The organism is Flavilitoribacter nigricans DSM 23189 = NBRC 102662 (genome assembly GCF_002646595.1).
Classification (GTDB): domain Bacteria; phylum Bacteroidota; class Bacteroidia; order Chitinophagales; family Saprospiraceae; genus Flavilitoribacter; species Flavilitoribacter nigricans.
Window position 1 is genome coordinate 293,989 of the sequence record NZ_PDUD01000019.1, and the last position, 23,869, is coordinate 317,857.

19 protein-coding genes are annotated in these 23,869 nt (G+C 52.3%); 7 read left to right on the top strand and 12 right to left on the bottom strand.

Features of this window, described 5'->3' with window-relative positions; genetic code table 11:
- Positions 1 to 81 precede the first annotated feature (81 nt).
- From CRP01_RS13980 to CRP01_RS13990, 3 genes are all read left to right on the top strand, one after another.
- Positions 82 to 498 (top strand): 2TM domain-containing protein, encoded by a 417-nt coding sequence (locus tag CRP01_RS13980; RefSeq protein ID WP_099150673.1) that lies wholly within the window; start codon positions 82 to 84, stop codon positions 496 to 498.
- Positions 499 to 537: 39 nt separating this feature from the next.
- Positions 538 to 1,179: a 3-keto-disaccharide hydrolase gene (locus CRP01_RS13985; protein WP_099150674.1), complete on the top strand. Its 642-nt coding sequence runs from the start codon at positions 538 to 540 to the stop codon at positions 1,177 to 1,179.
- Positions 1,180 to 1,254: 75 nt separating this feature from the next.
- Entirely contained in the window at positions 1,255 to 3,033 is a 1,779-nt protein-coding gene (locus tag CRP01_RS13990) for an arylsulfatase (RefSeq protein ID WP_099150675.1), read from the top strand.
- A 9-nt stretch (positions 3,034 to 3,042) separates the two neighbouring features.
- On the opposite strand, the gene CRP01_RS13995 is transcribed toward CRP01_RS13990, so the two are convergent.
- The 6 genes from CRP01_RS13995 to CRP01_RS14020 all read right to left on the bottom strand — a co-directional run bounded on the left by CRP01_RS13995 (position 3,043) and on the right by CRP01_RS14020 (position 10,199).
- On the bottom strand, positions 3,043 to 4,971 hold the full coding sequence (locus CRP01_RS13995; protein ID WP_143473384.1) for a DUF4832 domain-containing protein: 1,929 nt from the start codon (positions 4,969 to 4,971) through the stop codon (positions 3,043 to 3,045).
- Positions 4,972 to 5,211: 240 nt separating this feature from the next.
- Positions 5,212 to 6,105: a sugar phosphate isomerase/epimerase family protein gene (locus CRP01_RS14000; RefSeq protein WP_099150677.1), complete on the bottom strand. Its 894-nt coding sequence runs from the start codon at positions 6,103 to 6,105 to the stop codon at positions 5,212 to 5,214.
- A 3-nt stretch (positions 6,106 to 6,108) separates the two neighbouring features.
- Entirely contained in the window at positions 6,109 to 7,413 is a 1,305-nt protein-coding gene (locus tag CRP01_RS14005; protein ID WP_099150678.1) for a Gfo/Idh/MocA family protein, read from the bottom strand.
- Positions 7,414 to 7,485: 72 nt separating this feature from the next.
- On the bottom strand, positions 7,486 to 8,436 hold the full coding sequence (locus tag CRP01_RS14010; protein ID WP_170110366.1) for an FAD:protein FMN transferase: 951 nt from the start codon (positions 8,434 to 8,436) through the stop codon (positions 7,486 to 7,488).
- Positions 8,437 to 8,573: 137 nt separating this feature from the next.
- Entirely contained in the window at positions 8,574 to 9,557 is a 984-nt protein-coding gene (locus tag CRP01_RS14015; protein ID WP_099150680.1) for a formylglycine-generating enzyme family protein, read from the bottom strand.
- A 54-nt stretch (positions 9,558 to 9,611) separates the two neighbouring features.
- Complete coding sequence (locus CRP01_RS14020; protein WP_099150681.1) at positions 9,612 to 10,199, bottom strand: YceI family protein; 588 nt, start codon at positions 10,197 to 10,199, stop codon at positions 9,612 to 9,614.
- Between the two features lie 409 nt (positions 10,200 to 10,608).
- Here CRP01_RS14020 and CRP01_RS14025 point away from each other — a divergent pair, with 409 nt between their 5' ends.
- Together CRP01_RS14025 and CRP01_RS14030 are read left to right on the top strand one after the other, a co-directional pair.
- On the top strand, positions 10,609 to 11,499 hold the full coding sequence (locus tag CRP01_RS14025; RefSeq protein WP_170110367.1) for a universal stress protein: 891 nt from the start codon (positions 10,609 to 10,611) through the stop codon (positions 11,497 to 11,499).
- Positions 11,500 to 11,783: 284 nt separating this feature from the next.
- Entirely contained in the window at positions 11,784 to 12,233 is a 450-nt protein-coding gene (locus tag CRP01_RS14030) for a CBS domain-containing protein (protein WP_099150683.1), read from the top strand.
- A gap of 149 nt (positions 12,234 to 12,382) precedes the next feature.
- On the opposite strand, the gene CRP01_RS14035 is transcribed toward CRP01_RS14030, so the two are convergent.
- The 6 genes from CRP01_RS14035 to CRP01_RS14060 form a co-directional block, all read right to left on the bottom strand.
- Positions 12,383 to 13,594, bottom strand: a complete 1,212-nt coding sequence (locus CRP01_RS14035) for an efflux RND transporter periplasmic adaptor subunit (RefSeq protein WP_099150684.1) — start codon at positions 13,592 to 13,594, stop codon at positions 12,383 to 12,385.
- Positions 13,595 to 13,708: 114 nt separating this feature from the next.
- On the bottom strand, positions 13,709 to 18,001 hold the full coding sequence (locus CRP01_RS14040; protein ID WP_099150685.1) for a CusA/CzcA family heavy metal efflux RND transporter: 4,293 nt from the start codon (positions 17,999 to 18,001) through the stop codon (positions 13,709 to 13,711).
- 207 nt (positions 18,002 to 18,208) lie between these two features.
- Positions 18,209 to 18,544, bottom strand: coding sequence for a DUF6660 family protein (locus CRP01_RS14045; protein ID WP_143473385.1), 336 nt, complete (start codon positions 18,542 to 18,544; stop codon positions 18,209 to 18,211).
- A gap of 119 nt (positions 18,545 to 18,663) precedes the next feature.
- A complete protein-coding gene (locus CRP01_RS14050) occupies positions 18,664 to 19,749 on the bottom strand; it encodes a TlpA disulfide reductase family protein (RefSeq protein ID WP_099150687.1) in 1,086 nt (361 codons plus the stop codon).
- Between the two features lie 327 nt (positions 19,750 to 20,076).
- Positions 20,077 to 20,355 carry a heavy metal-binding domain-containing protein gene (locus tag CRP01_RS14055; RefSeq protein WP_233752680.1) on the bottom strand — a complete coding sequence of 93 codons (279 nt, stop codon included), beginning with the start codon at positions 20,353 to 20,355 and terminating at the stop codon, positions 20,077 to 20,079.
- 172 nt (positions 20,356 to 20,527) lie between these two features.
- A complete protein-coding gene (locus CRP01_RS14060; RefSeq protein ID WP_099150688.1) occupies positions 20,528 to 20,959 on the bottom strand; it encodes an HYC_CC_PP family protein in 432 nt (143 codons plus the stop codon).
- A gap of 744 nt (positions 20,960 to 21,703) precedes the next feature.
- On the opposite strand from CRP01_RS14060, the gene CRP01_RS14065 reads away from it, so the two are divergent.
- Positions 21,704 to 22,612: a helix-turn-helix domain-containing protein gene (locus CRP01_RS14065; RefSeq protein WP_099150689.1), complete on the top strand. Its 909-nt coding sequence runs from the start codon at positions 21,704 to 21,706 to the stop codon at positions 22,610 to 22,612.
- 194 nt (positions 22,613 to 22,806) lie between these two features.
- Positions 22,807 to 23,865: an NAD-dependent epimerase/dehydratase family protein gene (locus CRP01_RS14070; protein WP_099150690.1), complete on the top strand. Its 1,059-nt coding sequence runs from the start codon at positions 22,807 to 22,809 to the stop codon at positions 23,863 to 23,865.
- The last annotated feature ends 4 nt before the right edge of the window (positions 23,866 to 23,869 follow it).

A 23,869-nucleotide genomic window follows, 5' to 3' on the forward strand; every position in this document is an offset into this window, starting at 1 on the left:
AGAATGTTTCAATTGCGCTAAAAAAAGGAACGCAGCCACTGCCAGTCCGGCACCGGCTGCCAACTACCAAGCACAACTATTATGACACATCAGGAAATTCAAAAAGCCGCCCGCAAAAAAGTAGAGGCCAAAAAGTCTTTTTATATCCTGGCACTGGTTTTTGGTGCGCTGTCCATCATTATCCTGTTAATCATGGCCTTTATTCGGTTTAAATTTGATCCGCCGATCGGGGAATATTTCTGGTTACTGATCCCGGTCGTAGGCTTTGCGCTAGTACTCGGTATTTTGTATCTCAGTATATTTAGGATCCCCCGTAGCCGGCTTGCGGGAGATGACAATTGGGAAGAAAGGCAATTGAAGGTGGAAATACAGCGGTTATACCGGCGGGAGGGTATGAGTCCGCCCCGCGAATCGAAACTGAGCGATGAAGACCGACTCGAACTTAAAGAGCTGGAACGCCTCAAACAAAAATGGGAAGGAAAAGATGATCTGGTTTAATACCTGCTATATCACCAACTTTTAAACAACAACTTTTTTATGAAAAATCACTTATTTCTGGGTGCGCTGGCCATCTTATTACTGGCTTCCTGCGGCACCTCCAAAGATGCTAAATCCGGTTGGGTCAGCATCTTTGACGGCAAATCCTTAAACGGCTGGAAGCTCAACGAAAATCCGGAGACTTTCCGGATCGAAGACGGCGCTATCGTAGCCAACGGCGAACGGTCCCACCTCTTTTACGACGGGCCAGTTGCTGATCACAACTTTAAGAACTTCGAATTTAAGGCGCAGGTCATGACCAAGCCCAATTCCAATGCCGGCATCTACTTCCACACGGCTTACCAGCCCGAAGGCTGGCCGTCCAAGGGCTACGAAGTGCAGGTGAACAACAGTCATTCCGACTGGCGGCGCACCGGTGGTTTGTACGCCATTGACGACGTCCGGGACCCACCCGCCAAGGATAACGAATGGTTTACGCAGCACATCATCGTCAACGGCAAACACGTGCAGGTAATGATCGACGGTAAAACGGTAGTGGACTACACCGAGCCGGATAATCCGGACCGCCCGGACGGCATGAAGAACCGACTGATCTCCAGCGGCACTTTTGCCCTGCAGGGCCACGATGCCGGCAGCACCGTTTACTTTAAAGACATTATGGTGAAAGTACTGCCGGACTAAGCGGCGTACAGGTTGGTGCAGGTTTGCCGATCGTCCTTTTTTTTGTAAATCTGCACCAATCAAACCTTCTCCGCGATGATGAAATTTTTGCTTAGTGGTTCTGCCACTATTCTTACCTTGCTAATATCTTGCGGATCTCCCTCGCAATCCGAGCCATCACGGCCCAATATTCTCCTGATCCTGGCCGATGATATGGGCTACGGCGATGTTGCCGGTGCCGGCAATCCCTACCTGCGGACCCCGAATCTGGACCGTTTGGCGCGCAGTGGAGTGCAATTCACCAACTTTTACGTTTCTTCCGTCTGTGCGACTACCCGGGCGAGCCTGCTCACCGGGCGCTACCACCAGCGTACGCACGTACGCAGTGTGACCAACGGATACGAAACCCTAAATCCCGAAGAAAAAACCATCGCCGAATACCTGCAACCTGCGGGTTATCGCACAGCGATATTCGGTAAATGGCATCTCGGGGAATACTATCCCAGTCTGCCGAACGCCCAGGGCTTTGATGAATTTCTGGGCTTCCGTACCGGTCACACCGCTGATTATTACGATCCGGTGCTGGAACACAACGGCCGCCCGGAAGCTCAGCGCGGGCACATTACCGAAGTACTGACCGATAAGGCCCTGCAATTCATGCAAAAAGATGCCGCTGACCCGTTTTTCTGCTACCTCGCTTACAATGCACCACATACGCCGCTGCAGGTGGATACCAACTGGTGGCAGCCATACGCCGAACAGGGGCTGGAAGAACGCACCGCCCGCGTTTACGGCCTGATCGAACAACTGGATCAAAACGTGGGTCGCATCCTGGATCAACTCACCCGGGAAGGGCTACTCGAAGAAACCATCATTATTTTTATGAGCGATAACGGCCCGATCAGCGGATGGCAGATCCCTCAGGAAAAAATGCGTTTTAATGCTGGACTACGGGATCAGAAATTCTCCGTTTTTGAAGGAGGTATCCGAACTCAGTCTTTCTGGAGCTGGGCGGGTCATTGGACGGAAAATCAAAGCATTCCTACCGTGGCGGCACATATCGATGTTTTACCGACCTTACTGGATATCACGGGCATAACCAGCGATACTCCGGAGAAGCGGATCGATGGTCAAAGTCTGCAGGGGTTACTTGCAGGTGGTGCTCCCCCCGATGAGCGCATTGTCTTTCAGAATTTTGCCTTAAGTACACTGGGTAATACCGAACCCTATCCGGGGGGAATTGCCCGAAAAGGCCCCTGGAAAATGGTGAACGGTGAGCACCTCTACCAACTGGATGACGATCCGGGGGAATCTACGGATCTGGCGGAGCAACGGCCCGAGATCTTTAACGAGTTAAAAACTGCTTACCAAAACTGGTGGGACGGCATACTGGAGGAAAATAATCTACAGGTCTCTCCTATTCCTCTGGGTTATCCGCAGGCGGATTCGGTATTTATCCAACCCCACCACGCCCGGGCTTCCGGTGGACTGATCTTTCTCGGTAAAAGAGGCCTGGAGGGCGAACGGATCGGCTCCCATCCCAGCGGTGTGGACGGCGATTGGCTGAGTAACTGGCAAACCCCCGAAGACCGGGCCAGCTGGCCGGCAGCCTTTGTCGAGTCCGGTAGTTACGAATTTGGTATTCTGGCCCGCTACCAGCATAGCGATGGACCTTCGATCGAGCTGGAAGTGCAGGTGGGTACTGCCAGCCTCACAAAAGTACTCCCGGAGCAACCCCAGGCGGAAAGCTGGTCGTACTATTCACTGGGACAAATGGAGCTTCCCGCAATCAAGGATACGCTGAGTTTATCCCTGGTAACAAGCCAACCGAATCCGGGACTGGAAATCAAAGAACTGGTCGTAATAAAAAAATGACCGGCCCATTCACTGTTTGATCACCTTTCTGGTCTGCTGACCTTCCTGATTTTTCCAGGTAATAAGATAAAGGCCTGGCGGCAGGTCCGGTAACCGGAGCGTGATCGTTTCATGGGAATGGATCTTAAACTGGCGTAAAGGTCGCCCGTAAAGATCCGACAGTACCAGTTGCAGGAATTCCGGCGCGCCCCCTTCCAATCCCTGAAAACTTATATTGAGATTACTGTGGAAAGGATTCGGTCCAAGCTGTAGATTAGCATTGGTTTTCATAGCCTTTTCTAGGATCCGGCGAACTGGCTGCTGCTCCTTTAATAGTGCTGGTTCCGGGCAATCCTGAATAACCGCTTCCATTTCACTTCCGGAAAGTGTCGAAAAGCCGGGCAGAAACTGGATCAGTTCTCCCGCTTCAAAACGAGCCCTTGCTTCTGCTGCTATCGCTGTTTCCACCCGTAAATTATTGGCCGCCCGATACGTTGCGGTCACCAATGGCCCTACGGACAGGGTCGTATCCAGCGGGCAGGTGGTGCCCATTACCGATAAGCTGTGCTGTAGGTCGTGCATGCCGCTTGCTGCTTCCCAAATGTCCTGGTTCGCTAAACGAATTGCGAACTTTGGATCACTCTGCAGGTTGCTCCGTCCGTCCGGCAAAAAAAGCAGGAGATCATACTCGCCCGGGGGAATATTCTGGCCGGACTCCAGGGTCAGGTTGTAACTACAGACCTGACCACCACCGCAGCGGCGCAGGTCGATAGCCGCCAGGGATAAGAAAAATTCCTCCTGGCTGGTCGTATGCCGAAATACTAATTGCACCGCCCGCGGTAACATCGGCGCCGCCCATCCGATGTTTTCAATCTCCAGGGAAAGCGAAAAAAGCTCGTTCTGATCGATAGCATCAGGCAAGGTCGCTTCCCGGAGCACCAGACGGTAGCCTAATTTTCTGCGAATTTCATCAAAACACCCTTCCTGTTGCCATCGCTGCAATACATTGGGGTGATAATCATCGTTCAGATAAGTCCAGTGGAAACGCTCCAATTCCGGGAGGGCGTTGGTACATTGGGTATAAGTCGGCTCATCGCGGCAGGTTTCCCCGCCCATCAGCAGGTAGCGGCTCTCCGCGGCCCAGTAGGGTTTTTCCGTTAGCGTATCGAGAAAAGTATAATCATTGTAATCTGCCAGAAAACAGTCGTTGTGATAGGCGATACGACTTTTCGCCGTTCCGGTAAAGGCTTCGGCATAGGTGAGGGAATCTGCCGGTAGCATCAGATCAAGGTATTCCGATTTCAGGGTAGGATACCGCACGGAAACGGTGCGATCGGTCGGCAGGATGGCCAGCAGACTATCCGTTACGGCATCGCGCAATTGCTGTTGCTGGGCGGTGATCGGGCCCGGATAGGGCGTGCCGAAATCATCGCTGTAATAATTCTCTCCCCAAATTCCGTAAAACCCATTGTGCACCGTGAGGATCACATCGCTGTTGACCTGCAGAATAGGCCGTAACTGGTGGATATGCTCAAATAAAAGCGCCGGTTCGGGAGTATCGTTGAAAGGGGTAATCGGGTTGTCCTCCTCATCGTAATTCAGTTCATCCGTATAGGCGAACCTAACTAGTGCTTTTACGCCTGATGCCCGCAGGGTGGCGAAATCCTGCTCAATGGCATCCAGCACTGTGGTACTTATCGGATCGGAATAAAATCCATCGAGATAAAAGATCCGGTAAATGAGGCTTTGTTGATCCTGGGAACGCAGATTTTCGAGCGATTGCTGATCCAATGGGGTGTAACTGCCGGAAGTCCGGGTTTCAAAATACCGGTACATACCGCGTTCCGGGTTGACAAAATCTGTCTGACTTTCCAGGTATTGATGCACGGTTTGGGCCAGAATCAAAGCGGGCAGGATCATCAGACTAAGGGTAAGCACGTAGGGTTTGAGGTTGTTCATAACCCGAAGATAGCCATCCGGAAAATCAAGCGCAAACTTTAATACTGATTCCGTTCTTCCTACGTCAAAATAAAAAGCGCGTTTAGATTGTACTTCGAGAAGCAAACCTAAACACGCTAACTAAAATCATTAACAATAAAATAGCTCTTCGTATCCGGCGGGCGGTTTACCGGTAAAACGGTAACCCACCACCAAACCTATATCATTCGTAAAGACATGCGAGCCGGCTAGGGTCACACCTTAGCGGCTATAAACATCATCCATTCGTTCGGAGATCTCTTTCAGGCGTTCCCGGTCACCGCCGGCAACTTCGGCCGAACCCCAACCGGAATAGCCTACGGCCTTCAGGGCTTTGTTCACCCGGGGCCAGTCGCTGTCGCCTTCTCCGAGTTTAACCTTGAAGCCTTCCCAGATGCCTTCTTCTTTCTGCTTGGTACGGCTGTATTCCTTGATGTCCACTTTCAGGATACGCTTTCCGAGGATGTGCACCCACTGGTCCGGCCAGCCGTAGCGCACGATATTGCCTACGTCAAAGTACCAACCGATCATTTCACTGTCGAACTGATCGATATACTGCGCCGCTTCCATCGGACTGATCAGGAAGTTATTCCAGACGTTCTCGATGGCGATCTTGATGCCAGTCTTTTCGGCAGTCGGCAGTATTTTTTTGATCTCGGCCGTGGAGCGTTCCCAGGCTTCATCGTAGCGTACATTCTCATTGACTACCCCCGGTACCAGCAGTACGGTCGTACCGCCGTAGAGCTTGCACTTTTCCAGGGCATCGATCATGGACTGGGTACATTCAGCCCGGACTTTGGGATCGGGATCCGACATGGGCTTGCGCCAGTGTACGGAGTTGACCACACCCGGGATCTTCAGACCGGTCTTATCCCGGGCTTCCAGGATCTCCTTTTCGTTCAGATCGTTCGGACTGTCCAATTCGACGCCGTCAAATCCCAGCGATTTGACCAGCTTGAACTTCTCCAGTACGGAAAGGTCTTCCTTGATCATGCCGAATTTCAGGCTCTTTTTGTTCAGCGGCTTTTTCGGACTAAAAGCGCCGGGGGCGGCGGACCCCAGGGTGACCATGGCCGCCGCTCCCATCGAATTATGTATGAATTTTCTTCTATTCATGGTCTAGCTGAATTTTGTAATTCCCGGTTGCGCAACTTCGGCCATTTTCCAGTCCATATCCCAGGAATATTCGTTCAGGTCCGGCCCCAGTTGTTCGTCGGAATTCAGCGCATCTTCCCAGCTGATCGTTTGTCCGGTATAGGCTACCATCCGGCCCCAGATCGCCAGCATGGTGCTGTTGGCCATTCTCACTCCGTCGTTGAAAGGCTCACCTTTCCGGATGGAGGCAAAGAGGGTGTTGTGCTCATTCTGGTACATGTTGGACTTCTTGCCGTCCCAGTTCCATTCACCGTCTTTACCAATGATCTCGTGCTTACGGAATACATCGATGTTACAACGCCCCTGGTCACCCATCATGTCAATGCCATAGGCGCGGGCGGTGTCCTTTTGCTGGCGGCTGAAGTGGTATCCTCTGCGGCCGTCACCGTATTCGTAAACAATGGCAAAGTGATCATACACGTTACCGTACTGGTCTTCGGTACGGCTCTGACGACCACCGGTACCGGATGCGCTCACGGGCAGTTCGTCGCCCATCGCCCAGGACATCAGGTCAATACTGTGGATAGCCTGCTCTACGATGTGATCACCGGACATCCAGTTGTAGTACAACCAGTTGCGCATTTTGTATTCCAGGTCGGACCAGTCCGGTTGGCGATCTCTGAACCAGAGAGCACCGGTGTTATAGGTATTGTAGATCGTGTGTACGTTGCCGATGGCACCGTCCAGGATGCGATTGTAGGTATCAATTTTCGGTACGTCGTGACGCCAGCAGAAACCGGACATCAGCGCCAGACCTTTTTCTTTGGCTTTTTTAGCCGATTCGATCACACTGCGAACACCCGGTGCGTCAACGGCTACGGGTTTTTCACAGAAAATGTGTTTGCCGGCCTCGATCGCCGCGGCCAGGTGGCCCGGACGGAAGTTAGGCGGAGTAGCCAGCAGGACGACATCCACATCGGAAGCCAGTACTTTTTTGTAAGAATCAAAACCGACGAACTTCATATCCTCTTCAACCTTGATCTTATCCGGATTTTCGTTCATCAGGTTCTTATAGGAAGAATCCAGGCGGTCCTGGAACAGATCGGCCATTGCCGTCAGTACAACATTATCGTCGGCCATCGTTGCCTGGTAGGCCGCACCGGTACCACGACCACCGCATCCGATCAGACCGACCTTAATGGTATCGGCATTGAAATCGAAGGGACGGCCCGAACGTGCAGCCAGCACATTCAGCCCAAGGCCGGATGCAATAAGGGCAGAACCGGATTTTTTCATAAATTCCCGTCTACTGGTATTTGACTTATCCATAATCTGAAGATTTTTTATGGTACCCGGTACTCGGTACTTGGTACGCGGTTTGAGATAAATGTTTAAAGTGGTCTATTCGTTCGTTTTCTGGAGCGCTACGTTCGGAAACCGATCCAGCAGACGTGTGCGTTCCAGGTCATTTATGATCGATAAAGTTGAGGCGAAAGCATCGGCCTGCATACAGTTGTCGGCCGCCACATTAATGATATCGGTCTCGGTAATACCCAGCCCCGTGCGGGGATCAATGATGTGGGAATATCTTTCGCCGTTCCATTCCAGAAACTTATACGTGGATCCGGAGCTGGCGATCGCTCGCCGGCTGAGGACGATCCTTTGGGGGTCTACCCCCTCTTCCAGAGCGACCATCTGCACTTCCCAGCCGGACTGCCCGGGCGGGGGATCACCAGCGTAAATGTCGCCGCCGCCATCCACCAGAGCCCGGTTGATGCCCCGTTCCAGTAAAACGCGGTATACTGCATCTACGGTATATCCCTTGGCAATGCCGCCCAGATCGATCCGCATACCGGCCTTGCACAGGCGGACCCGCCGGTGCTTCCGGTACAGCCGGATATCACGGTAGTTGACCAGGGCGCGGGCTGCGGTTATCTTTTCCGGTTGGGGGAATTCCATTTGGCGGAAAGCCCGTCGCCAGAGTTTACTCAGCGGGCCGATACTTACGTCAAAGGCGCCATTACTTTTTTTGGAAAGTTGCCTGGCGTAGTGCAGCACTTCCCAAAGTTCGTCAGAAACGGGCACTTTTTCTCCGGAACCGGCCGACTGGGATAGCCGGCTTACTTCACTGTCTTCCTGGTAGTCGCTGAAGATGCGGTTGAGTTCGTCGATACGTTCGAAAGCGGCCGCGGCCGCCTGTGTTGCTTCCTCCTCGCGTTCCGCATAAAAAACCATCCGGAAAGTAGTGCCCATTTTCGGTTCCGAGAACTCAAAGCGACGAAGCTCCTGAGCTTGGGCCGTGGGCGCACACAGAAAGTTCAATAATAATACGGAAAGTAGGCTGAATCGCAAAATGTAATTGGTTTTATCGAAAAGGCTCGTATTATTTGGCATTGGGTAGAAGGATACTTTTCGTTCCCTTCTACCCGGTAAGATCGTTTGATTATCTGATCATTAAATCATCAGATCATCAAATCATCAGATACAAATTACCCTCCCAGCACCATTTCCCAGAAAGCCTGTTGTTCTTCCGGAGACGGTTGGTTATAAGGCCGGATGATCCGGAAACCAACGAAAGGAGAATCGGTATTCCACCAGAAACTTTTCGGGATCTGGGGATCTCTTTCTTTCCAGCGACGGCTGGACGGGATACGGCAGGAGCAGCGTTGCTCTTCCACATCATTATCCCAGGAGCCGCCTCTTACGGTACGAGGGTGCAGTTTGGTGGGGTGGATCCAGGGATTCACTTCACCGGCCATTTTCTCGGACATTACCTGGTAGGCATCTTCTTCGTACTGGTCCAGCGTCCATTCGGAAACGTTACCCAGCATGTCGTACAGGCCCCAGGGATTGGGTTGCTTCTCCCCTACCTTATGGTATTTTTCCGAGCTGTTCTCGTAGTACCAGGCGTGGTCTTCGATGGAAGATTCCGCTTCGTCGAAGTAGTACGGTCCGGTCATTCCCGCCCGGCAGGCGTATTCCCATTCCGCTTCGGTCGGCAGACGGTAAAATACCCCGGTCTTTTCGCTCAGCCACTTGCAGTACTGCAGGGCGCCGAACTGGGTCATACTCACCGCCGGAAAACCTTCCTTACCCATACCGAAGGTAGGATCTTCGTAGGGCGGGCTCGGACGGGCTACCGCATCGGCATTCCATTCGGTATTTTCGTCTGCCGGCAGGTCGAGGGTTTTATCCCGAAAGATATTGTATTCGTCGTAAGTCACTTCGTAAACACCCATCCAGAAAGAATCCACGCTCACTTCGAATTGCGGGCCTTCGTCTTCCTCCCGGCCGGCTTCATCCTCGGGGCTACCCATGGTATAAGTACCTCCGGGAATCAGGGCCATGTCGAACTTCACCTCCGTTCCGGGTATCTGTTGGGTTAATTTTTCACTGGCAGCGGCCTGGCTCCATGCACTGAAAGGCAGCAGCAAGGCAGCAAACATCAATAGATTTAATAGTCTTTTATTCATATGTGGTTGAAAACACTTTGGTGAACAATTTGGCCAAAAGCAAACATTCGGCAATTATTGAGCAAGGTAATTGAACGTAAAATGCACCGTCACATCGTCATGGGTCTGGATCTGACCAAACATTGCAGATGGTGGTTCGATCTCGAATTCGCTCAATTTCAGAGGTTTTGATCCCTGGAATACTAATTTACCATCTTTTTTCGTACCCATCACTTCTACGCTTACCGTTTTTTCTACACCACCGATGGATAGTATCCCGGTTGAAGTCAGTTTGAACTGGCCTCCCGGCAGGGCTTTGATCGCCGCTGCGGTCTTTTGCTCGAAGGTGATCTGGGGATGGGTTTCGGATTTCAGGGCTTTATAGATCTTGTTGTTCATAGCGCTGCCACGCCCGCCGTCCATGCTGGCGACGTCGGCTTTGAACGCAAAACCTTCCACGGCGTCTTTCCCGACCTTAAGCGTAGCGGGATAGTCCGTCACCGTACCAACCGTGGCTTTCCAATCGTGCAGCGTGGAACTCCCGCTCACGTAAAATTCGAAAGGAGCATCCTTATCAATCGTATAGTTACCTTCCTGAGCGCTCACCATACCGGTGTAAGCAAATGAAAGGAAAAGAAAAAGAAATGAGATTCTGTGTTGCATGATTTTGTTGATTTCTTCGTTGTGCGAAAGTAAAAAAAATTTCGAATGCTTGCGTTAGGAAATTTAATAACGTCAAAATTGCAAGCTGCATTTTATAATTTTCCTACAATTTGGGACAAATTCCCCGCGCCCGCTAAATTACACTATCTACCCGTTAAGTGATCAAACCCGAAAGGCTTTAAGGAACTTTTCACTTTTAGATCACGTGCTAAGGTGGAAACGTTTGAATGTGTATACGTTGGGGCCCGACTATCAAACGTTCACACTTTCACACGTTTCCACGTTCACACATTTCGTCATCGGGTTACTAAAGAAATGACAAACATCACACTACCCGGCAACGTTTTATCACCACGCGCCAATGATATTAATCACATATTGGAACCACCGCCAATCAAAACCAAAAGCCATGAAAAATTTTCAAAGGATCCTGATCGCCCTCGACCATTCCGTATTCGATGAAAAAATGATCCGGTACTTCAATACGTTCAGTCATCTGATCGCACCGGAAAAAGTCCACTTCATCTATGTAGATCACGATCTGGAGATCCCTCCGGGTATGGAGATCATTTACAATGATGAAGCCGGCAATCCCCTGTCAAAAGATGAATTGCTGCGCACCGCTCTGGAAAGAAAGGTGGAAACCGGCTATACCCAACGCCACGGGGCGGAAGTAACGATCGATATCCTGGAAGGTGACCCCCTGAAGGAGATCCTGCACTGGGTGAAGGTTAAAGAAGCCGACCTCCTGATCGTAGGGAACAAGAAAATGTCCGAAGGTAGTGGCGTAATGGCCAAAAAGATCGCCCGCCACGCGGACTGCGCCGTACTTTTTGTGCCCGAAACGAGTCAGGAAAACATCCGCAAAATGCTCGTTCCGGTTGATTTCTCCGATCATTCCAAACTGGCCATGCAGGGCGCGATCGATCTGGCCGCCGAACTGGAAAATGTAGAAGTGACGGCATTCAATACCTACGACGTACCCATGACCGGTAATCCGAGCATCAACCTGAGCTACGAGCGGGTCAAGGAAGATATTAAAGCCTTCAAACGGGAAGCGCTGGAAAAATTCATCCTGCACTTCGATACCCGGGGCGTTACGCTCAGCAGCGACCTGGCGGTCAACGAAAAAGGCAACCCGGCCAAACAGATCTACGCCCAGGCCGTGAAGGGATCCTATGACCTGATCGTGATCGGCGCCAAAGGCCACAGTACCCTGGAAAGGGTCTTTCTGGGTAGCGTGACGGAAAAACTGCTGGGCCTGGATAAGGAGATCCCGGTGCTGGTGTTACGCAAATAGTAAAAATGTGTTGAAGTGTTGAAGTGGAAATGTGTGAAAGTTTCCAAGTCTGAACTTGGACGAGGATGCGCATTGGTATTGACCTTACGGTTGTAGTAGAAGGGCTGTTTTAGAGTAAACTACCTGCGTTCTGTCCAAATTTTAAGCTAAAAATCCATCACCCTTGAAATAAAAGTGCAATTTTATAAGATAAATCAAAATTATTTTGCGCAAAACGTTTTATATTCCCATTTTTATGTAAATTACTTTTCAATTCTCGAAATTTTTCATCAAACCAGGAATATATGCAAGATCCAGAGCCCATTACCCGCTATATGGCGACTAAACTGATCACTTTCACCCCGGATATTGATCTCCGGGATGCCATCAAAACGATTGTCAAGCACAGAATATCCGGTGCCCCCGTAGTCAATCAAGACGGTGATCTGGTGGGTATGCTCTCGGAGAAAGACTGTATAAATGCCATCGTGGAAGGTCCTTATAACCAGGGTCCGGGCGCTACCGGCACCGTCGGCGACTTTATGTCGACCAATGTTGAAACGGTGGAGGTAGATAAGAACGTCCTGGAAATATCCTACAAATTTGCGCTGACCAATTACCGCCGTTTTCCGGTTTGCGACAACGGTAAACTGGTAGGCCAGATCAGTCGTAGTGATATCCTGCGGGCCATCCTCAAGATGACACCTAAGATCAAGCACGTACCTTCCAGTTGGGTAGGTAGAGAACCAATGTGATAAGCTATCCGGTTGAAGCAAGACCAGAATCCATTTCAGGATAGTCTTATCGTTTAATTTTATCCAAGTTTTGACAAACAAAAGTGGGATCAGGGGAAGCGTCACCCCTGATCCCCGATTTTTTTAGGGTATGTCCCTTATGACCAAAATCAGTGTTCGTGCGCCAGTTCGCCCTGCACCATCTGTGCCGCCAGGAAATAGGCCTGACTCCTCACAATGGCTGGTTGATCGGGTAAAGCTTCCAGCGGAGTGACCGTTACGAACTGGCCGTCCGAAGGACCGGTCCGCACCGGGATACGCCTGAAATGGGAACTCCCCGGCTCACCGTCCGGCTCCTGGACAAAAATGTAAGACAACCCCGCCGCAGTGACGATGGCACTTGCGGGCAGGGCCGCTACGGTTTCATCATCGTTCCAGATCTTCGCTTCCACGTACAGTCCCCGGATAAAGGCCGGATGTTTGCCTTCGATGTGACCGTGTACCCGGACCGTCTTGTTTTCCATGTTGAACGAGCGGCCCACCAGTCGGATCTCCCCGGCAAATACTTCGTTGCCGAGCGAGGGCACGGTAAACGAAAGACGCATCTTTTCTTTCACCCCGGCGATGTCCTTTTCGAATACATCCAGTTCCAGGTGAATATGACGATTGTCCACGATCTCGTAGAGCATTTCTTCGGGTTGTAAGAACCGCCCCTGGTTGATATTCAGCGCCGTGATGTAGCCGGATATCGGCGCGGCAATGGTCACGGTGGGTACAATTCCTTTTTCCCGCACGCGGTCCGGGTTGATGCCCAGATACGCGAGTTGTCCACTCAGTCCGGCCAATTGGGCGCGTAACTGTTTCAGTTCGCTCTCCGCCTGTTGCAGCGCCCGCAGCGCTCCGGCCTGGCCGGCCTGCAGGGTTTGCTGGCGATCAACTTCCAGTTCCTGGAATTCAATTTGGGCGCTCACCTCCAGATATCTTTGTTGGGCGGTGATGAAATCCGGATGTTCAAGGGTTGCGAGTGCCGTTCCTTTTTTGACGTAACTACCGATGAGGTATTCTCCGCGGGTAGACCGCACAAAGCCACGGGCGGGGGCGGTGACCGTAGCTACTTCATCCGGCGGGAGGTCCATGGTACCGTTCGCCTTGATAAAGCCGGAGATCTTAATGCTATCAAACGTACCCAGCGTCAGCCCGATCGTTTTGATCTGGGCCTCGGTGAGTGCTACTTCATCGGCTGCGTGGCCGCCTTCTTCGTGGTCGGCCGTTTCAACCGCATCGCCGGGTTCCGTGTGTTCGTGGGCGGGCGGCTCGCCACAGGCCAGCAAAAGCAGAAGCGGGAAAATGGCGATCAGGGAATTTTTATTATTCTGTTGCATAATATTTCTTTGTTTGCCGGCACCGGGCCGGTCTGATTTGAGAGCTTATGAATTACTGTGGGATAGTCACTGACCAGGGTTTCTGACTGCCAAGCAGTTCAGGCCTTTGGTTGATTACCACAGATAGTTCAGGCCGACAACCATCCGGTTGTACCGCTGGAGTTCATCCAGGTAATCCAGCCGCAGATGGTAGGCCTGTTCCAGAGCCTGCACGTAGGCGACATAGGTCAGGACTCCGTTCTCGTACTGCAATCCGGCCGTACGGATCAGATCTTCCGCGATCTGGTGACCCTGACGATCGTAATAATCGAGCGCCTGTGCGGCCTGCCGGAGTTCGCGGTTTTGCTGCAGTTTTCGCTGTTCTAATTGTATTGCCTCCGTAGCCTGACGGGAGGCGGCGATCTGGACTTCCACTTCGGCCGCCTGGATCTTTTTGCGCTGGGCTCCGCGGTAGATCGGGATACTGATGCCCAGTTGGATACTGTGCAGACCGTTTATGTTGCCGAATTGCTGGTAGGCGTACCCCAGGTTGAGGTTCGGGAGCAAGCCGTCTTCCACCAGTTGCAACTGATCCCGGGCTACCTGTTCCTGTTGCCGGTAATAGGCAAATAGGGGGTGTTCCGGCACGGCCGGGTCCGGCGTAAAACGCGCGGGCAGGTCCGACGGAGGTACCAGATCTTCGGTCGTATTCAGCAGCAATTGCAACTGCTGCTCCAGGTTTTCCCGGGCCGTTTCGCACTGCCGTCGGCTCAGCCCGATCTGCTGTCGTTTATTTTCGGCGGTGATCCGCTCCAATGGGGTAGCTGCACCGGTGCGTTCCCGTAGTTGTGCGATCTCCAGAAAGGCTACATACAGGCTGTCAAAACTATTCAGAAAGGTAAGTTTCCGCTGCTGGGCTACCCAGTCGGCGTAGATACCGGCCACCAGGGCCTCCAGTTCCCGTTCGCTCATTTGTTGGGCCGCCCGGGCCAGTCCGGTCCGACTTTCCTGGAGAGCGTTCCGGTCGCGGTAGACCCCGGGCCAGGCAAAAGACTGTCGAACGCCCAGACTGTGCTCGGAAAAACGATCCCCCTGACCGAGGCCATCTCCACCGTAGTAGAACTGGGTTTTCGCAGGATCAAAGCCGGAGCCTTCGAGCGCCTCCTGTTGCTGTATTACCCGTTGTGAAAGCTGTAATCCTGGATAAGTCGAGCGGGCCATTTCCAACGCCTCTTCCAGAGACAGGCTCCGCTGGGCATTCGTGATACCGGGCAGGGCGATCAGCCCCGGCAGGAGAAGCAGACCAATCTTCCCGCTGCGCTTTTGCTTCCAGTCGGACAACCAACTGTACAGGATCGGAAGAATGACCAGCGTAAGGAAAGTCGCCGAGATCAGTCCGCCGATCACCACCGTCGCCAGTGGGCGTTGCACTTCCGCTCCCCCGGAGGTGGAAAGTGCCATGGGCAGAAATCCCAGCGAAGCGACCGAAGCCGTCATCAGCACCGGCCGTAAGCGCACCCGGGTTCCTTCCAGGATACGGGTTCGGGTATCCGAAACGCCCTCCTCCCGGAGCTGGTTGAAATAGGCGATCAGGACGATACCGTTGAGCACCGCTACCCCGAAAAGTGCAATAAATCCGATGCCGGCGGAGATACTGAAGGGCATGCCCCGCAGCCAAAGCGCCCAGATCCCACCGATGGCGGACAGGGGAATGGCCGTAAAGATCAGGGCCGCCTGAGCCACCGAATGGAAGGTGAAATACAACAAGATGAAGATGAGGGCCAGAGCCACCGGCACCGCAATAGAAAGGCGGTTGCGGGCCTGCACCAGATTCTCAAATTGCCCGCCGTAGGTAATGAAGTAGCCGGGCGGTAATTCCAGTTGCGCCGTCAGCAGGGCCTGCATTTCCTCCACCAGCGTTTCGGTATCCTTGCTGCCCGCATTGACGCCGACCACGATTCGCCGACGGGTATTCTCCCGGGAGATCTGCATGGGTGCTTCCTCGAAAGTAACTTCGGCCACCTCCGCCAGTGGTACCTGCCGGCCATTGGGCAGAGGAATGTACAACTCTTCTACATTATCAATATCCCGGCGATAGTTTTCCTGCAAACGCACCACCATGTCGAAACGCCGCTCTCCTTCGTATACGTCGCCCACTTTTTCGCCGGCAAAAGCGGTCCGGATCACACGGTTAACATCCCGGACCTGCAGGCCGTACTGGGCCAGTTTCGGATATTTAAAGCGGATCACGATCTGGGGCATCCCGACGATCTGCTCTGTCTTTACGGAAGCGATGCCGTCGATATTCCGAAAAAGTGCTTCGGCTTCCTTGGCCTTACGGAAGAGGATATCGAGATCCTCGCCGTAGATCTTCACTGCGATATCCGCCCTGGACCCCGTCAGCAGTTCATTGAAGCGCAACTGGATCGGCTGGGTAAATTCGTAGTTTACCCCGGGGATCTCCGAGAGTACCGCTTCGAAACGCTCGAACATTTCCACCCGGTCCGATGCGCTCACCCACTCCTCCCTGGGCTTCATCGTCACTACCAGGTCACCGATCTCGATCGGCATCGGATCCGTGGGGATCTCGGCCGCACCGATCCGGGCCACTACGTCCACCACTTCGGGGAAATTGGTCTTCAGCTTATTCGCCACCATATTCGATACCGCCACACTTTGATCCAGGGAACTACCCGGAGCGAGGATCTGCTGGATCGCCAAATCTCCTTCGTCCAGGGTCGGAATGAACTCTCCTCCCAGTCGGGAGAACTGCCAGAGGCTGCACGCGAACAACACCACGGTCAGTAGCACGACCGCAGTTTTGAACCGCAGGGCGGTATGAATAACCGGCCGGTAAAGTCGCTGAAAGAGATCCATGATCCGGTCGGCGAAAGTGCGGCGACGTTCGATCTTTTTCCGTAACAGCAAGGCGGACATCATCGGTACGTAGGTCAGGGAAAGGACGAGCGCTCCCAGGATGGCAAATCCCACCGTCAGCGCCATCGGTCGGAACATTTTACCTTCGATACCCGTCAGCGCCAGGATCGGGATATAGACCATCAGGATGATGATCTCCCCGAACGCAGCCGATTTGCGAATGCGGATAGCTCCCTCCGTAATTTCGTCATCCATCTGCTGCTGGCTAAGTTGCCGCCCGGCAAATCCTACCTGTAAACGGTGGACTACCGATTCCACAATGATCACCGCACCGTCCACGATGAGCCCAAAGTCGATCGCTCCCAGGCTCATCAGGTTAGCAGAGATGGCGAAAACCTGCATCATCCCCAGGGCAAAGAGCAGGGCCAGCGGGATCACGGAGGCCACCACCAGGCCGGCCCGCCAGTTGCCCAGCAACAACACGAGAATAAAGATGACGATCAAGCCGCCTTCAATGAGATTTTTCTCTACCGTTTGCATGGCCCGCTGCACGAGGCTATCCCGCACCAGGTAGGGTTCGATCAAAACGCCTTCCGGTAGCGACTGCTGGATCTGCACGACCCGTTCTTTGATGCGTTCGGTCACCTCGGCGGCATTCGCCCCCTTAAGCATCAGGACCACCCCGCCGACGGTATTGCCCCGGCCGTTGATGGTCATTGCTCCGTAGCGCGGTGCGTGTCCGAAACGCACTTCGGCAATATCCCGGATCAGGATCGGGATATTATCAACCGTTTTCAAAACGATCTGCTCAATGTCCGCCAACTCCTGCACCATACCTTCCGAGCGAATAAAGTAGGTATTGGGATTTTTTTCGATATAGGAGCCTCCGGTGTTTTCATTGCTGCGTTCGAGCGCTTCCAGCACTTCACCGATCGTGATATTGGCCGAGCGCAGGGCTTCCGGGTTGAGGGCGATTTCGTACTGCTTGAGAAAGCCGCCTACCGTGTTTACCTCAATGACACCGGGCACGCCGGAGAGCTGCCGTTTCACGATCCAGTCCTGGATGGTCCGCAGTTCCATGGCGGTATACTGATCTTCGTAGCCGCTTGCGGCCCGGAGGGTATACTGGTAGATCTCCCCCAGCCCGGTGGTGATCGGGGCCATTTCCGGGGTACCCATGCCCGCAGGGATGGCCTCTCCGGCCTCGGTGATCTTTTCCGCCACCAGCTGACGGGGCAGATAGGTGCCCATGGATTCCCGAAAGACCACAGTTACGACGGAAAGCCCGAATCGGCTTACCGAACGGATCTCCTCCACTCCGGGGAGATTTTGCATGGCCAGTTCCACGGGAGCGGTGATAAATTGTTCTACTTCCTGGGTCGCCAGGTCCGGTGAGATCGTGATGACCTGCACCTGATTATTAGTGATATCGGGCACGGCGTCTACGGGCAGCCGGCTCATGGCGTAGATCCCCCACCCGATCAGAGCCGTTACCAACAGCCCGATTACAAACTTATTCCGCACGGAATAAGCGATAAGTGTATCGATCATAAAATGAAAAGAAAATTGGGGTGCGGCTATCCTGTGTACCGGACAGCTGATCACCGGGCACCGCTGAACACGGCCAGTGAAGACAGCATGGTCCCAGCAAGTAAGGGCAATCGCATCCGTTCACCTGAGCCAGACAGCAGCAGGCAGGATCCGCACCAGTTAAACCAAAAAAATTAATCGGGGCGCAAAACGCCCCCGGCATTCGGTTTAACTCCGGCGCGGGGGTTGCCAGATATCATGGATGGAGGTAAGGTCGGCCAGAAAAGAACGGTGAGCGGGTTGGGTAGAAAAAATACGAATCGGTACCTTCAGCGCCACCTGCATCCGCACCGGCGTCCGCACCGTAATATGGCAGCAACTGCAGATGCAAAGCGGGGAGCAATGATCTTCGCAATCGTTGTGGTGATTGTGGCTGCCACCTTCGTGAAATTCCAGACCGAAAGAATCTTCCAGATCAAATACGCACCAGGCACCTTCGTCGGCACAGGGCAATACGGCAAGCGCCAGCATATACAAACTCAATATGGTGCTGATCCATTTCACGGGGGCAAAAGTAGGGAGAAATGGGCTGCAATGCAATTGCAATGTCCGTATGATAGCTTGCAAAAGTGCTCCTCTTCCGCAGTTCCAGGGCAATCCAGCTCAGTTCAAAAGGCCCAAAATCAAAGCTTACGCTCCTCAATCCACCGCCACAGCTCCGATTTGTCTTTAAAATCCCGGCCGCTAAAATTCAACTGCCGGTCGTAGGCAATTTTGGTGGGAAATGATCTGACCCGGTATTGGGCCAGGATGTCGGTAAGCCGTCCGGCGTAAAGGTTCGGCCACGGAATACCATCCTCCGCGGTAGCGTTCTTCCATTTTACCCGGGAATCATCCACATTGATGCTAACCATCTCCATCCCCGCCTGCTTCAAGTGTTCGTACTCGGGGATGAGAGACCGGTTAAAGTTCCGGCAACGGATGCAACCGCTATGCCAAAAATTGAGTACGGTATAGGGTTGGGCACTGCACAGAGCAGAGAGTTTTTTCGAGTGACCGTCGATGGATTCCAGTTCGTAATCCGTAAAATCAACCTCCGTCCCGGATCGATCCATTCTCCGGATCGTAGCTCTTACAGCACGATAATCTACCGTTTGGGCCAGAATCGGATCTATTTTAGAGAACAGCGTGCGGACCTGGTCCTTTTCTTCCGCACTCAACTGATCACTTTCAAAAAATCCGGGCAGCTTCATCTGATCGGTCAGGAGTTTTAAAAAGTACAGATGCAGGCCCGAAGTGTCCTCCGCAAAATGTCGCTCGTAAAGCTGCAAAACCTTCGACCGGGCTTGCGGATACACATTGCTCCGCAGTGCATCCGTTTCGGGAGAATAGGGTCGCACGATGGCCGCCGGCCCGACCGTTTCCCGGTATTCATTAAAAAAAGATTGAGCCTGCTTATTTACCGGGCCCTGGATAAGCTCATAATTTCGTACCCTGTATCCCGCATCCTCCCGGACAACTTCAAAGCCGATAGTGATCGTCCCCGGCTCGGTGTAAACGGCCATGAAGACGTAACCACTCATACTTTCGATACCCTTTTCAAATCTTATGAATAACTTTTGGATAAAACCGGCAGTACCCCGGTAGCTGAATTTACCGTCCCGGATCTCCACTACGGTCCGACCATCCACGCCTTCATCGGAAGTGTAGAGCGCCAGCTGGAGCCCGTCCCCGTTTTTCACGTATCCTGTAAGCTGGTATTCGTACATGGCTATAGGATTTTGGGTATGCGATACATTAATTCGGATGTTCGGATGTTTATACTTTGAGCATGGGCTCCGCCCGATGGGAAGCACAGCGATTTTCACCACAATTATCCAGGGTATATTTTAGGAAGTAATTTAGGATATGGCGGAAATATCTTCGGGATAGAGAAGAGATAAAGTTACTATAAATAGGAGTTCATTGCAAATTCCGACCAGCACTTACAATCAACTGATTTTCATTAAATTGAAATCATTTAATACGGTGAGAGGGGGCAGAGCGATAACCTCTCCACCCCCGTTATCAGTTATTTAGCGAACCCTAACGGCTGATCAATGTTCGTGGCCGTCTCCAGTATGCGTATCCAGTGCTACGTAGTCCATACCACAAACCGGGCATTTGCCGGCTTCCTCGCTACCGCTACCTTCGCAGTGCATGGGGCATACGTAAGCGGAAGTATATTCCTTGCCTTCTCCGTGAGCAGCTGCTTCCGTCATTTCGGTAGCATCGGTATCTGCTCCTTCGGCGCTGGCGTTACCGCCGCAGGAAATAACAAATAGTGCCATACTGAAGAAAAGGGTCAGTACGCCCAGTGATTTCAAATTTTGCATGATTAGTTGAATTTAATAATTGATAATGATACAAAGCGCCGTACAACTGCACGGCTTTATCTTAACCTGTATCGCCGGTATTGGCCGGACCGGAGGAAATACTCCCCGTACCAAACGACGAAAGCCCCCCAACGCCATCGGCATCAGGTGGTTCCATAAATTGTTGAAATTGCTAACAGAGGAAGGTCTGCAACCTTACCGGCAGGTCGTAGACGATCAGAGGTGGTTTATAGTTGAGATAGTGGGGAATTTGCCGGTCCCCGGGATGCAGGTCCATTTGTGACGGCCAGCCTGCGGCGATCAGTACCGGAACGGGCTTTTTCAGGTCCCATTCAAAATAGGAAACGATCTGATCTTCGTCCGCTTTCAGAAATTCCGTCTCGTCATCACAGCAGCCCCGCTTTTCCATCTGCCCGGTGTGGTCCGCCATTTCGGCGTGTTTTGGGCAGGCCATCGGCATACTACGGTGGTGACAGGATCTGGCTTTCAGAAAAAATGCCGTGCTTTTGAGTTCATTCTGGCAATAGTGCTTATTCACTACCAGTCCGGTGGAACCGATCAGGAGCAGAAAAGCAAGTAAGCTATGTACCAGTTTTGCGTACAAATGGAGTTGTTTTGGGCAAAGCTACAAATATTGCCGCAGAAAGACCAGCTATATGTGTATCCCAATTTTTCCTGGTAGCAGGACGGTGCGCTGCACCTGGAAAAATTGATTCCGTCACATTTTGAAGCTATAACGGTGCGCTGCACCTGGAAAATTAAACCTGGCCTATTCTGTAGCTATGGCGGTGCGGTGCACCTATTACCGAGTAATGACTTGTAAAAATAGGTGCAGCGCACCGCACTACTTCCAACCCAAAAGGATCAAAATCCATAGAGCTACAGCGTAGCGACCTGATCGACCAATAGGGAAATCCGGCAGGGCGGTGTGCTGCAACTGGAAACATCGATTCCTTTACATTCTGTAGGTTTGATGGTGCGATGTACCAATTACTGAGTAATGGTTTGTGAAAATAGGTGCAGCGCACCGTGCTGTTTCCAACCGAAAGGGATGAAAATACATAGAGCTACAGCGTAGCGACCTGATCAACTGATGTGGAAACACAGCAGGACGGTGCGCTGCACCTGGAAACGTCCCAGAGATGATTTATCCTATCATTCTCAGCATGGAAGAAATGGCCCGTACAACTGATCAATGCGGCTCCAAAATTGTTTAGCAGTTAAAATGCCTAAAAACGGATTTACCCCAATGCGCATTCCACCATTTGTGCCTATCTGTCCGCATATTGTGTTAGTATCCCATTCGTGAATACCGCAACTTTGTATCCGACAAACAAAAATTAGAGCAATGTCAGAAGATATCATCCGGATCAGTTCGATCAGCCAGTTGCACCAGACCTTGGGATTTCCCAAGCCCAAACACCCTTTGATCAGTGTGTTCGATGCGGCCAGATTGAATGTTCCGGCGGAATATGTGGGTTCCCGCATCATCAGTGACTTTTACACCATCTCGATGAAAGATAAAAGCTGTGGACTGGAATACGGTCGGAATCATTTTGACTTCGAAGAAGGCGTGATGGTCTTCACCGCTCCCAAACAGGTTGCCCAGATCACCGAGCCGATCCAACAGGGCGATATCCAGGGCTGGATGTTGTATTTTCATTCCGATCTGATCCAGGGCACCCATCTCGGCGCGGCTATCGATGAGTATGGATTTTTCAATTACGAAGTTTTCGAAGCGCTCCACCTGTCGGATGAGGAGGAACGGACGATCAACGATTGTGTCGCTAATATCAAAAAGGAATACGAGCAACGTATTGATAATCACAGTCAGCGGGTGATCGTTTCCAACCTTGAACTCCTGCTCAACTACTGTTTGCGCTTTTACGAACGGCAATTCAATACGCGGACCAGTCAGAACCGGGATATCGTCTCCCGTTTTCAGCAGGAACTTAAACAGTATTTTGCAGCCGGACAGGCCGGAACGGACGGCATTCCGCCCATCAGTTACTTCGCCGAGAAGTTCTTTTTGTCGCCCCACTATTTCAGCGACCTGCTCAAAAAGGAATCCGGGCGGTCCGCCAAAGATCACATCAACGATTTCGTGATCGAAAAGGCAAAGCATGTTCTGCTCAGTTCCAATCAGGCGATAAGTGAGATCGCCTACGATCTGGGATTCAACTACCCGCATTATTTCACTCGCTTGTTTAAGTCCAAGACGGGACTGACGCCGGTGGAATACCGGAATCTCAATTAAAACCCAGAGCCCGAATCACAAATAGCTACCCGATAGCTGACCGGCCGGTATGACCCCGGCTACAGCTCGGAATGAAGAGGCATCTTATGGCGCTGCCGGATGCACCCGCTGCTACGCTATGTCCCCATTCAGCTGAGCCGGCATTCCATTACTTTAAAATGCGCCGCAAACCAAACGCTTAAAAACAATAAAAAATGAGTCAAATAGATCGATCAAAACCCGTAATGGTCACCGGTGCTACCGGCTACGTAGCCGGCTGGCTGGTTAAAAAACTGCTGGAAGAAGGTTTTACCGTCCACGCTGCTGTCCGGGACCCCGGTAAAAAAGAAAAGACCGTCCATCTGGATGAGATCGCCGACCGTTCTCCGGGAACGATCAAATATTTCAAGTCCGATCTGCTGAAGCCCGGTTCTTACGCAGAAGCCATGGCGGGTTGTGAGTTGGTCTACCATACGGCCTCGCCCTTCACCACGGATGTGGATGACCCGCAGCGGGACCTGATCGAACCGGCCGTAAAGGGTACCGAGAATGTATTGCTCACGGCTACCAAAACCCCTTCGGTAAAACGGGTGGTCGTCACCAGCAGTTGCGCTGCCATCTATACCGATGCCTCGGAAGTTCAGGATACTCCGAATGGTGCCTTCACCGAAGCCATCTGGAATACCACGGCTTCCCTCGACTATCAACCCTACTCCTACTCTAAGACCCTGGCGGAAAAGAAAGCCTGGGAGATCGCCGAAAGTCAGTCCCAGTGGGATTTGGTGACGATCAATCCCGCCCTGGTAATGGGGCCACCGCTCAATCCGCACGCCACTACTTCCGAAAGTTTCAACATTCTCAAGCAGATGGGTGACGGTACCTTCAAAAGTGGAGCGCCCAAACTGGGCTGCGGATTTGTCGACGTCCGGGATGTAGCCGAAGCCCATTACCGGGCCGGATTCACACCCGCGGCCGACGGCCGCTACATCACGGTGGGCCACAATACCGATTTCTTTGAAATGTCCCAGACGCTGTTACCGAAATTCGGTGAGGATTATCCCCTGCCGAAATCCGCTGCGCCGAAATGGCTGCTGTGGCTCATCGGTCCGTTCATCAATAAGAGCCTGTCCCGGAAGTTCATCAGTAACAATGTCAATGTGGAATGGAAAGCGGATACGTCCAAGATCCGCCGGGAACTCGATATGGAATTCCGGCCCATCCAGGAGACGATGGAAGATGCCTTCCAGGTATTGGTAGACAACAATATCGTTTAGCTAA